Source organism: Mesorhizobium sp. M1A.F.Ca.ET.072.01.1.1, from assembly GCF_004023325.1.
In the GTDB taxonomy this organism is placed as follows: Bacteria; Pseudomonadota; Alphaproteobacteria; order Rhizobiales; family Rhizobiaceae; genus Mesorhizobium.
The window spans coordinates 1-10,704 of record NZ_RZSF01000239.1; the positions used below are offsets into that span (position 1 = coordinate 1).

Below are 10,704 nucleotides of genomic sequence, written 5' to 3' on the forward strand. Positions count from 1 at the left end.
GGCGGGTGCTTGGCCACAAGGCGGCGCCGGTGCTGCGCGAGCTTTGATCCGGCAGCGCCCTTCGGTGGCCTGTCTGCGTTAAATCTTGGTAAGAATGCCGGCGGGAAAAGGCTGAAAATCGGGCTTTTGCCTTCTCACGAAGCGTTACCGCTCGTTACCGTCTTGTTCTTGAGGTCGAGAACGCTCATATTTCGCGCTAGGCATGCTGGAGTCCCGCCAGCGGCGCCTGGTCCAAGGAGGTCGCTCCAAGGACCTGTCACCGGACGGGGCAGAAGCAATAGAGGATTTCCAATGGCTGATCCCATTCGCAACTACCAGACGTCCGCCGCCTCCGGCGCGCGCGTCGATATCGATCAGGGCCTGCGGGCCTATATGATCAAAGTCTATAACCTGATGGGGCTTGGCCTGCTCATCACAGGCATTGCCGCCTGGGGCGCATTCCAGCTTGCCGTCACCGGCGACGGCCAGCTCACCGCCTTCGGCCAGCTCATCTATGCTAGCGCGTTCCGCTGGGTCGTTATCCTGGCGCCTCTCGCTGCCGTGATGTTCCTGTCCTTCAGGATCCAATCGATGAGCGTGGCTGCGGCGCAGACCACGTTCTGGGTTTATGCCGGCCTTGTCGGCCTGTCGCTGTCGACGATCTTCCTCGTCTACACCGGCACCAGCATTACCCAGACCTTCTTCGCCACGGCCGCGGCCTTCGGGGGCCTGTCGCTCTACGGCTACACGACCAGGCGCGACCTGAGCGCGTTCGGCTCGTTCCTGATCATGGGCGTGATCGGGCTGCTGATCGCGATGGTCATCAACATCTTCCTGGCGTCGTCGGCGCTGGCCTTCGCCATTTCGGCGATCGGCGTGCTGGTGTTCGCGGGCCTCACCGCCTACGACACGCAGCGCATCAAGGAGATGTATTTCGAGGGTGACGTCGCGGATGTCGCCGGCCGCAAGGCGATCATGGGCGCCCTGCAGCTCTATCTCGACTTCATCAACCTGTTCATGTTCCTGCTGCAGTTCATGGGCGACCGCCGCTAAACGGTAGCCGTCCGGCTGGACCATAGACTTCGGAAAGGGCGGCCCAACGGCCGCCCTTTCCTTTTGTGCGCTCCTCTGCTGATATTGAGGCAACAGGAAGAACTGCACAAATTATGAGCAATCTGGCGATCAGAGCCGCTACTGCGGCCGACCTCGACCGAATAACCGAAATCTATGCGGACGCGGTCACGCACGGCACCGCAAGCTACGAACTGGAGCCGCCCAGCCGCGCCGAAATGGGCGATCGATTCGACAGTTTGGCACGAGGCGGCTTTCCCTATCTTGTGGCTGAAAGGGAGGGCGTCGTGCTCGGCTACGCCTATGCCGGACCGTTCCGGCCCCGGCCCGCCTATCGCTTCACCGTCGAGGACTCGGTCTATGTGGCGCCCGAGGCCAAGGGCCAGGGCATCGGCCGCCTGCTGATGCTGGCGCTCATCGAGGCGGCACGCCTGGCCGGCTTTCGCCAGATCGTCGCGGTGATCGGCGACGGCCATGCCGACAGCGCCTCGGTGCGCCTGCACGAGAAGCTCGGCTTTCGTCACTCCGGGCGCCTGGAAGGCTCCGGCTACAAGCATGGGCGCTGGCTGGACACCGTGTTCATGCAGCTGCCGCTCAACGGCGGCGCGGAAGTGCCGCCGGATCCGGAGTCACTGCCGGAGCGGAGATTTCGCGGCAAATTGGATAGTTAAGCTTCGACCAGCTTCAGCTTGGGATCGAATACGCCGAGCACGCGGCCGAGTTCCTGACCGCGCTTGAGGATCCGTCCGCCGGCGGCGATGACGGCGAAGGCGCCCTGTCGGCGCGCCAATTTCGGGTCCTTGACGATCTGGAACAGCGGCACTTCGCTGGCGCGGCGGAAGACCGAAAAGACAGCGCAATCGGAAAGATGGTCGATCGCATAGTCGCGCCATTCATTGGCCGCCACCATGCGTCCGTAAAGCCTTAGGATCTGGTCGAGCTCGCGCCGGTCGAAGCGCACCGGCTGGTCGAGGCGTGCGCTGCGCGCCTCATGCAGCGGGATCAGTATTCCGGATGCTTCCCCATCCTCCGTCCCGCTGCTGTGATCGGTCATGCCGCGATCCTTCGATTGAATCTTGCGCCGGCCAAGGTTCGCGCTTTCGCGGCCGAATTGCAAGGGCCGGCGAAGCAGGCTTGCGGTCCGCCGTTTCCGAAAGGTCCAGTCACGTTTGCAAAACGCGTGTTGGAATTGGTGATGCTCTGCCACATTGTCGCCACAAATTATCCGCGCTCATGCCCCAATGTCCGACGAGTTTACCCGCGTTGCCTGAGACGGTTCGGTCCGGCACCGGCTCGTAAACCCCAAGCCCCCCGCCCACGGGTCAGCGTCGGATCGAACCAACCTCGGTTTTTCCTTGGAAAAATCAGGTGCGACGATCCCAAAACCTGAATACCGGCGTCAGAAGCAAGCTGACGCCGGTTTTTTCATGCCTGTCCGCTCTGGCCCGCCGGCCCCTGTCTCGCGGCCAGACGGGCGTCATCACAATGCACGATCAGGGAATGAGAGCTGGAACCGCTGCGCTGGATGAGCGACCAGTCCTAAGGAGCGCATACAGGATCTCATCGCGCCAGATGCCGCCGACACACAGATGATCGCGCAGTAGGCCTTCGCGCCCGAATCCGAGTTTCTCGACCAATTTGCGCGACGGGGTGTTGTTGGGATCGATGAACGCCTGCAGACGGTGCAGGCCGAGATCGTCGAAACAGAAGTCGAGCATCGCCGAGACAGCCTCGGTGGCCATGCCCCGGCTCTGATATGCGGGGTTGATGAAATAGCCGATGGCCGCACGCTTGTTGCGGATGTGGCCATCGTGATAGCTGACGAGGCCGAGGCAGCGGTCAGTCTCAATGTCGGCGACCGCCCAGTGCCGATGGTAGGACGGAGTGCAGGCGACATATCTGAGCACGGTGCACTCGGTCTCGGTCCGCTTGGTGTGGACTGGTGCGTTCCAAAACCGCATCGCCTCCGGGTCGGCAAAGCATTCGTGCATCGCATCCGTGTCCTCAGCCCTGAACTGACGCAGGCGTAGCCGCGTCGTCAGGAGAATCGGGTGCGGCTCGGGTCGCTTTGCCATGGATGCTCTGCTTCGTGGGCCCCGGCCGGCTTTCGTCGGCGATCAGGTTTTGTCAGCGGAGCCGTCAGAGCCGGTCAGGCTTGCGGATGAGCGCGGCGCCGAGAATCGGTCCCGGGACGCCGTCCTTGCCGACGGACTGCAGCAGCACGGCACAGCCGCCCTTCTTCGCAATCTCCGTCATCGGCAGCTCGTAGCGCTGCGCCTTGCCGTTCCACATGCCAGCGATCTGGATGTCGGAAACGGCGTTCCAATAGGTCATGTTGCGGCCGCTGTTTTCGCCCTGGCCGATCTTCACCATCTGCGGCGGATCGAAATAGACGATCACCACATGGGCGTCGGTCGGCCCATTGCCGGCATCGCCGGCGTCAATCATGACCCGATCGCTGGTGCGGCTCACCTTGATGCCGACCCGCATGCCCTCGCCGGTCCTGTCCATGCGGGCCAGCGCGCCGTCTATCTCCTTGCGGTTGGCGCCGTTGACATGGCTGCGGCCGTTGATGACGGCTTGCGGGGTATAGACCGAACGGCTGCCGAAGGCGCGCATATAGTCATACTGCCGCTCGGTGTTCTCTTTGTTGCTCAGCGTGTCCTGCCAGCCCAGATAGTCCCAGTAATTGACGTGATATGCGAGCGCGACGACATTTTCCTTCGCCGCCAGCTCGGCGAAGAATTCATCGGCCGGCGGACAGGAGCTGCAGCCCTGGCTGGTGAACAACTCGACGACGCCCAAAGGCTTTTCAGTCTGCGGCTTGCCGGTCGCGACTTTCTCAAGCTCGGCTGCTGAGGCCACGCGGCTCAACGCCGTGAGGACCAGCGCAACTGCCGTAAGCCGCAATGGTCCTCGCAATGCCATGACCGTTCCAATTCCCGCCGGTCACGCCGGCCTTGTTCTGGTTGCTAAAATATGTGGCAGAACGGACAGTCAACGGGAAGTCACGTTGCGGTGAAATTTTGTCGCCGACCGCAGGTAAGGCGGCGACAGGAGGGGCCACTGCATTCTTCGACCCGGTTCGATTTCGGGACCGCATCGCCGCGAAGGGGTAAGTTTGCTGCTCCGGAGGATTTCTATTGCGCGCCAATCGGACTTGGACTTTGAGCCGGGCCGGAGAATGCTTGGCCTGCCGCAGTTTAACTAGGACGTCAGCAGGCACCAGGCAGTGGGAAAATCTCCCCCTGCCTATGCCTACCGCCTATTCCCTGTCGCTACGCAGCCAAATCGCGCAGCACGTATTGCAGGATGCCGCCGTTCTTGAAGTAGTCGAGTTCGTCCAGCGTATCGATGCGACAGATGATCGGCACGTTCTTCAGCGTACCGTCGCCATAGGTGACCTTGGCCGTCATCTTCTGGCGCGGCTTGATGGCATCCAGGCCGTCGATCTCGACCAGCTCGTCGCCTTTGAGGTTGAGGGAAGCCCATGAGGTGCCGTCCTCGAAGACGAAGGGGATGACCCCCATGCCGACCAGGTTCGAGCGGTGGATGCGCTCGAAGGACTGGGCGATGACGGCGCGGACACCAAGGAGGTTGGTTCCCTTGGCTGCCCAGTCGCGCGAGGAGCCGTTGCCATATTCGACGCCGGCGAAGATGACCAGCGGCACGCCTTCCTTCTTGTATTCCATGGCGGCATCGTAGATCGACATCTCCTCCTTCGAGGGATAGTGGATCGTGTAGCCGCCTTCGCGGCCGCTCTCGCCCAGCATGTGGTTGCGGATGCGGATGTTGGCGAAGGTGCCGCGCATCATCACCTCATGATTGCCGCGCCGCGTGCCGTACTGGTTGAAGTCGGCGACGCCGACGCCGTGCTCGGTGAGGTACTTGCCTGCCGGCGAAGCCGCCTTGATCGAGCCGGCCGGCGAGATGTGATCGGTGGTGATCTTGTCGCCGAAGAGACCAAGCACGCGCGCGCCCTTGATGTCGCCCACTTTGCCGAAGGCGCGGCCCATGCCGGCGAAATAAGGCGGGTTCTGCACATAGGTCGAATGATCGTCCCAGGCATAGGTCTGGCCTTCCGGCGCCTTCACCTTCTGCCAATATTCGTCGCCCTTGAAGACGTCGGCATATTTGCGGGCGAAAAGCTCGCGCGTGACGTTCTTCTCGATGAACTCCTGGATCTCGGCCGAGGTCGGCCAGATGTCCTTGAGATAGACCGGCTTGCCGTCGCTGCCCTCGCCGAGCGGCTCGGTAGTGAGGTCCTTGGTGACGGTGCCGGCCAGCGCATGCGCCACCACCAGCGGCGGCGAGGCGAGATAGTTCGCCTGGACGTCCGGAGAAACGCGACCTTCGAAGTTGCGGTTGCCGGACAACACCGCGGCAGCGATCAAGCCTTTGTCGTTGATGGTCTTGGAGATCGGCGCCGGCAGCGGGCCGGAATTGCCGATGCAGGTGGTGCAGCCGAAGCCGACCAGGTTGAAGCCGATCTGGTCGAGTTCCTTCTGCAGGCCGGATTTCTCGAGATATTCGGCGACCACCTGGCTTCCGGGCGCCAGCGAGGTCTTCACCCACGGCTTCTGCTTCAGGCCGCGCCGGTTGGCGTTGCGAGCCAACAGGCCGGCGCCGATCAAGACGCTCGGGTTGGAGGTGTTGGTGCACGAAGTGATGGCGGCGATCACGACGTCGCCATGGCCGAGATCGTGAGCGGTGCCTTCGACGGCGTAGCGCTTCGAGATCTCGACGGCCTTTTTGTACTCGGTCTCCATCGCCTTGGTGAAGCCGGCGGGAATGTCCTGCAGCGCGACGCGGCCTTCCGGGCGCTTCGGGCCGGCCATCGACGGCACGACGTCGCCGAGATCGAGCTCGAGCAGATCGGTGAAGACCGGATCGGCCGAGCCGGCGTCGCGCCACATGCCCTGCGCCTTGGAATAGGCCTCGACCAGCGCGATGCGGCTTTCCTCGCGGCCGGACATCGTCAGATAGCGGATGGTCTCGCTATCGACCGGGAAGAAGCCGCAGGTGGCGCCATATTCCGGCGCCATGTTGCCGATGGTGGCGCGGTCGGCCAGCGTCATGTTGGAGAGGCCTGGGCCGAAGAACTCAACGAACTTGCCGACGACGCCCTTCTTGCGCAGCATCTGGGTGACGGTGAGCACCAGGTCGGTGGCGGTGACGCCTTCCTTGAGCTTGCCGGTGAGGCGGAAGCCGATCACTTCCGGCAGAAGCATGGAGACCGGCTGGCCAAGCATTGCGGCCTCGGCCTCGATGCCGCCGACGCCCCAGCCGAGCACGCCCAGGCCGTTGATCATGGTGGTGTGCGAATCGGTGCCGACGCAGGTGTCGGGGTAGGCTGTGGTCTCGCCCTCTTCCGCGTTGGTCCACACGACCTGTCCCAGATATTCGAGATTGACCTGGTGGCAGATGCCGGTGCCCGGCGGCACGACGCGGAAGTTGCGGAAGGCCTGCTGGCCCCACTTCAGGAACTTGTAGCGCTCCTCGTTGCGCTCATATTCGAGCTCGACATTGCGGGCGAAGGCCATCGGCGTGCCGAATTCGTCGACGATGACGGAGTGGTCGATGACGAGATCCACCGGCACCAGCGGGTTGATCTTCTCCGGATCGCCGCCGAGCGCCCTGATACCGTCGCGCATGGCCGCGAGATCAACAACGGCCGGAACGCCGGTGAAATCCTGCATCAGCACGCGGGCCGGGCGGTAGGCGATCTCGACACCGGCAGTGCCCTTGTCGGTGAGCCATGCCGCGACCGCCTGGATGCTTTCCTTGGTGACCGAGCGGCCGTCTTCGTTGCGCAGCAGGTTCTCCAGCAGCACCTTCATCGAATAGGGCAGCTGGGCAATGCCGCCAAGGCCGTTTTTCTCCGCCTCTGCGAGGTCGAAATAGACATAGTCCGCGCCACCCACGGTCAGGGTGCGGCGGCAGTTGAAACTATCGAGGGATTTCGTCACGGCGATCCGTCCTTGTCTGTTCAGCCTGAAAGGGAACGGACGCCGTTGGCATGCAATCACGCGCAAAGGTGCGGGTACGGCCATTTCCGCTGTCCGCTCCCGAGCAACCCGAGCCGTTGAAGGCGGCGCGTGCGCTGGTTCGGCGCTAATTCTGTTCCCGCGCCGACCGCTGGCACGGATGAACCGCATATAGAGAATTTTCTGGAATAGTTCTAGACAGTCGAAAAGCAAATTTGTGCGATGCGGCGGCGGCCGCGAAACGGTGCTTTCGGGACGGGCAAGGATGCGGCTGATCGCCGAAAATCTGGGCGGCGAGCGCGGCGGCGAGACGGTTTTTTCCGGTATCGAATTCGCCCTCGACAGGGGCGAGGCACTCGTCGTCACCGGGCCGAACGGCGCCGGCAAATCGACCCTTTTGCGGGTCGTCGCCGGCTTGCTGCCGCCGGCCGAAGGCAAGGTGAATGTCGAGGGCGGCGGCGACGAGTTTCCATCGGTCGCTTCGGCCTCGCACTATCTCGGCCATCTCAATGCGATGAAGACCGCCCTCAGCGTCGAAGAAAACCTGGGCTTCTGGCGCGCCTTCCAGGGCGAGGCTGGTTTGAGCGTGGGGCAGGCGCTGGAGACGGTCGGACTGGATGGGCTCGGGCACCTGCCGTTCGGCTACCTTTCGACCGGGCAAAGGCGGCGCGCCTCGATCGCGAAGCTCCTGGTCAGCCGCCGGCCGGTCTGGCTGCTCGACGAACCGACCGCAGGGCTGGACAAGGCTTCGGAGGAACGATTCGCGGGATTGATGAGAGGGCATTGCCGAGAGGGAGGCATCATCGTGGCGGCCACGCATTTGCCGCTCGGGCTCGAGGGAGCCAAGACGTTGAGGATGGGTGACTGATGTCGGCGCGAGGCACCCCTGGGCGAAGGCATACCAAGTCATGCTAGCCCTCTTCCTCCGCGATATCCGCCTCTCCATCCGCGCCGGCGGCGGCGCGCTGATCGGCGTCATCTTCTTCCTGGCGGTGATTGCCACAATCCCGTTCGGCGTCGGGCCCGACCTCAACCTGTTGTCGCGCATCGGTCCGGCGATCCTGTGGATCGCCGCCCTGCTCGCCTGCCTGCTTGGGCTCGATCGCCTCTTCCAGGCCGACCGCGAGGACGGCTCGCTCGATCTTCTGGTGCTCAACAGCGACCGTCACATGCTGGCGTTGACGGTGCTGACCAAGTGTCTGGCGCATTGGGCGGGCAGCGTGCTGCCGCTGGTGATCGCGGCACCTTTGCTCGGCCTGTTCATGAACATGGAGCCGCTCGGTATCGGCGCGACGGCATTTACGCTTCTTGTCGGCACGCCGGCCATAACCTTCATCGGCGCCGCCGGAGCGGCTGTGGCTGTGGCGCTGCCGCGCGGCGGGCTCTTGATCTCCGTGCTGGTGCTGCCGCTCACCATTCCGGTGCTGATCTTCGGCGTCTCGGCGAGCTATGGCGCGGTGGCCGATCCCGCGCCGTTCCTGCAGCCCTTCCTCATTCTTGCCGCGCTGACGCTGTTTCTTGCCGTGGTCGGACCGCTGGCCGCGGCGCTGGCGTTGCGGCACGGGACGGATTGAGGCGCTGGGGCGTTTCTCAACTTTAGCGCCGCGCCTGATTGCGCGGCATGTGACGCAGAGTTAAGGGAAGGCATGGTCGAACGGATTGGCATGGCAGGCGCGGAAGGTGCGCAGATGGAGCGGCTGGTATGAGCGCGCATGCTCTCTATGTCGCCGCCGCCTATGCCATCAGCGCGATCGTGCTCGTCGGGCTGATCGGCTGGATCCTGATTGACCGGCGGGCGCGCAAGCGTGAGCTCGCGGCGCTCGACGCGGCCGGCGTGCGGCGGCGCTCCGACAAAGCCGGGACGGCGAAGCCGTGAGCGCGGAAACCGGAGCCCCGGCATCGCCCCGTCGCCGCCTGTTCGTGCTGCTTCCGCTGCTGGTTTTCCTGGGCTTGGCGGGGTTGTTCCTGTCGCAGCTTTTGTCCGGCCGCGACGAGTCTGAAATTCCCTCGGCCCTGATCGGCCTGCCGGCGCCGCAGACGAACCTCCCGCCGCTCGAAGGCTCGAACCTGCCAGGGCTGGACTCGAAATCCTTCGCCGGCAAGGTGACGCTGGTCAACGTCTTCGCATCATGGTGCGCGCCGTGCCGGGAAGAGCATCCGGTGCTTTTGGCGCTGTCGCAGGACAAGCGGTTCACGCTTGCCGCGCTGAACTACAAGGACGAGCCGGCAAACGCCCGTCGCTTCCTTGGCGATCTCGGCAATCCCTACCAGGCGATCGGCGTCGATCCGGCCGGGCGCGCGGCGATCGACTGGGGCGTCTACGGCGTGCCGGAGACCTTAGTCATCGGCAAGGACGGCAAGATTGCCTACAAGCATGTCGGGCCGCTGACGCCGGAATCGGCGAAGGATTTGCTGTTGCCGCAGATCGAGAAGGCCCTGGCGGTTTCGGGTTAGGCGTCCCTTGCGTCGTCATCCAGTGCGAGGCAAGGAGCGAAGCGACGCGGCGCAAAGGCCGGCTCGACCGGCCTCGGACTCAACCGTAAATCTGCTTGTGGATCTGGTAGAGCATCTCGGAGCGGTCGGCACGCAGATCGGCGAGATCGCGGCTCGACAGGTTCTCGATTTCTGCGACGAGACGATTGTAGTGGCGGCGCTTGGCGAGGTTGGTGCGAGTGCGGGTGACGAGGTTATCAAAGATCATGACGAGGTTCCTTCTGAGTTATTCCTCCCTGATCGATTGCGAGAATGACATAGGAATGGTGCATTGCAAAAGAAAGATGTTGCAATGCACCATTGCAAGCAGCGCATAGCCGGTTAATGGCGTCTTAGCCCCTCCACGCGTCAACATGCCGTGAGAGGCATCCGCGATCTTGCCTTCTCCGCTCTGTGCTGGCTTGATCGCGCGTCTTTTGATTGCCGGGAGGGAAAGCATGACGGCCGCTGACTATGAACTTCTCGATCCGCGTTTCTCGCGGCTGTTCAACGCCAATGAGCGGGTTGAGAAGCTGTTCACCGGGTGCCGCTGGGCGGAAGGCCCGGCCTGGTTCGCCGCCGGCCGCTACCTCATCTGGTCCGACATCCCCAACAACCGCATGCTGCGCTACGACGAGACCGATGGCAGCGTCAGCGTCTTCCGCCAGCCGTCCGGCAATTCCAACGGCAACACCGTCGACCGGCAGGGCCGGCTGATCACCTGCGAGCATTCGGGCCGCCGCGTCAGCCGCACCGAGCATGACGGTTCGGTCACCACCATCGCCGACAAATGGCGCGGCAAGCGGCTCAACTCGCCCAACGACGTCGTCGTCCGTTCCGACGGCTCGATCTGGTTCACCGATCCCGCCTACGGCATCGACAGCGATTATGAAGGCGACCACGCCGAGAGCGAGGTCGGCGCCTGCAATGTCTACCGCGTCGACCCCGGCACGGGCGAGATCGATGCCGTCATCACCGACATGGTCAGGCCCAATGGGCTCGCCTTCTCGCTCGATGAAAGCCTGCTCTATGTCGCCGACACGGGCCGCACCCATGGCGCCAAGAACCCCGCGCATATCCGCGTCTTCAATGTCGGCAAGGCCGGCAAGAAGGTCTCGGGCGGCAAGGTCTTCGCCGACTGCACGGCCGGCCTGTTCGACGGCTTCCGGCTCGACGAAAGCGGGCGCATCTGGAC

General features: G+C 63.6%; 12 protein-coding genes. 7 read left to right on the forward strand and 5 right to left on the reverse strand.

Features of this window, described 5'->3' with window-relative positions:
- Window positions 1-291: 291 nt before the first annotated feature.
- Window positions 292-1,032: a Bax inhibitor-1/YccA family protein gene (locus EOA32_RS26250; RefSeq protein WP_067323688.1), complete on the forward strand. Its 741-nt coding sequence runs from the start codon at window positions 292-294 to the stop codon at window positions 1,030-1,032.
- 113 nt (window positions 1,033-1,145) lie between these two features.
- Window positions 1,146-1,721, forward strand: coding sequence for a GNAT family N-acetyltransferase (locus tag EOA32_RS26255; protein ID WP_067323686.1), 576 nt, complete (start codon window positions 1,146-1,148; stop codon window positions 1,719-1,721).
- Here the strand turns inward: EOA32_RS26255 and EOA32_RS26260 are convergent.
- The 4 genes from EOA32_RS26260 to acnA all read right to left on the reverse strand — a co-directional run bounded on the left by EOA32_RS26260 (window position 1,718) and on the right by acnA (window position 7,019).
- Entirely contained in the window at window positions 1,718-2,104 is a 387-nt protein-coding gene (locus EOA32_RS26260) for a DUF2794 domain-containing protein (RefSeq protein WP_128373270.1), read from the reverse strand. The genes EOA32_RS26255 and EOA32_RS26260 overlap by 4 nt on opposite strands.
- Window positions 2,105-2,543: 439 nt before the next feature.
- Window positions 2,544-3,125 (reverse strand): GNAT family protein, encoded by a 582-nt coding sequence (locus EOA32_RS26265; protein ID WP_128373271.1) that lies wholly within the window; start codon window positions 3,123-3,125, stop codon window positions 2,544-2,546.
- Window positions 3,126-3,189: 64 nt separating this feature from the next.
- A complete protein-coding gene (locus EOA32_RS26270) occupies window positions 3,190-3,978 on the reverse strand; it encodes a thioredoxin family protein (protein ID WP_066991763.1) in 789 nt (262 codons plus the stop codon).
- A gap of 350 nt (window positions 3,979-4,328) precedes the next feature.
- Window positions 4,329-7,019: an aconitate hydratase AcnA gene (gene acnA / locus EOA32_RS26275; protein WP_128373272.1), complete on the reverse strand. Its 2,691-nt coding sequence runs from the start codon at window positions 7,017-7,019 to the stop codon at window positions 4,329-4,331.
- A 283-nt stretch (window positions 7,020-7,302) separates the two neighbouring features.
- On the opposite strand from acnA, the gene ccmA reads away from it, so the two are divergent.
- From ccmA to EOA32_RS26295, 4 genes are all read left to right on the forward strand, one after another.
- A complete protein-coding gene (ccmA, locus tag EOA32_RS26280; RefSeq protein ID WP_095779978.1) occupies window positions 7,303-7,905 on the forward strand; it encodes a heme ABC exporter ATP-binding protein CcmA in 603 nt (200 codons plus the stop codon).
- A gap of 40 nt (window positions 7,906-7,945) precedes the next feature.
- Window positions 7,946-8,611 (forward strand): heme exporter protein CcmB, encoded by a 666-nt coding sequence (gene ccmB, locus EOA32_RS26285; RefSeq protein WP_095779955.1) that lies wholly within the window; start codon window positions 7,946-7,948, stop codon window positions 8,609-8,611.
- Window positions 8,612-8,739: 128 nt separating this feature from the next.
- Window positions 8,740-8,913: a heme exporter protein CcmD gene (gene ccmD / locus EOA32_RS26290; RefSeq protein ID WP_095779956.1), complete on the forward strand. Its 174-nt coding sequence runs from the start codon at window positions 8,740-8,742 to the stop codon at window positions 8,911-8,913.
- Window positions 8,910-9,491 carry a DsbE family thiol:disulfide interchange protein gene (locus EOA32_RS26295; RefSeq protein WP_128373273.1) on the forward strand — a complete coding sequence of 194 codons (582 nt, stop codon included), beginning with the start codon at window positions 8,910-8,912 and terminating at the stop codon, window positions 9,489-9,491. The genes ccmD and EOA32_RS26295 overlap by 4 nt, the downstream gene beginning before the upstream one ends.
- A 79-nt stretch (window positions 9,492-9,570) precedes the next feature.
- On the opposite strand, the gene EOA32_RS26300 is transcribed toward EOA32_RS26295, so the two are convergent.
- A complete protein-coding gene (locus tag EOA32_RS26300; protein ID WP_128373274.1) occupies window positions 9,571-9,738 on the reverse strand; it encodes a hypothetical protein in 168 nt (55 codons plus the stop codon).
- A 229-nt stretch (window positions 9,739-9,967) separates the two neighbouring features.
- Between EOA32_RS26300 and EOA32_RS26305 the strand changes: the two genes are divergently transcribed.
- Window positions 9,968-10,704 (forward strand): SMP-30/gluconolactonase/LRE family protein (locus EOA32_RS26305; protein WP_145971354.1); only part of this gene is annotated, 737 nt, incomplete at its 3' end.

Excerpts from the sequence above, each read along its gene's own strand:
- EOA32_RS26250 (WP_067323688.1), top strand. The coding sequence starts at position 292 with ATGGCTGATCCCATTCGCAACTACCAGACGTCCGCCGCCTCCGGCGCG.
- EOA32_RS26255 (WP_067323686.1), top strand. The coding sequence starts at position 1,146 with ATGAGCAATCTGGCGATCAGAGCCGCTACTGCGGCCGACCTCGACCGA.
- EOA32_RS26260 (WP_128373270.1), bottom strand. The coding sequence starts at position 2,104 with ATGACCGATCACAGCAGCGGGACGGAGGATGGGGAAGCATCCGGAATA.
- EOA32_RS26265 (WP_128373271.1), bottom strand. The coding sequence starts at position 3,125 with ATGGCAAAGCGACCCGAGCCGCACCCGATTCTCCTGACGACGCGGCTA.
- EOA32_RS26270 (WP_066991763.1), bottom strand. The coding sequence starts at position 3,978 with ATGGCATTGCGAGGACCATTGCGGCTTACGGCAGTTGCGCTGGTCCTC.
- ccmA (WP_095779978.1), top strand. The coding sequence starts at position 7,303 with ATGCGGCTGATCGCCGAAAATCTGGGCGGCGAGCGCGGCGGCGAGACG.
- ccmB (WP_095779955.1), top strand. The coding sequence starts at position 7,946 with ATGCTAGCCCTCTTCCTCCGCGATATCCGCCTCTCCATCCGCGCCGGC.
- ccmD (WP_095779956.1), top strand. The coding sequence starts at position 8,740 with ATGAGCGCGCATGCTCTCTATGTCGCCGCCGCCTATGCCATCAGCGCG.
- EOA32_RS26300 (WP_128373274.1), bottom strand. The coding sequence starts at position 9,738 with ATGATCTTTGATAACCTCGTCACCCGCACTCGCACCAACCTCGCCAAG.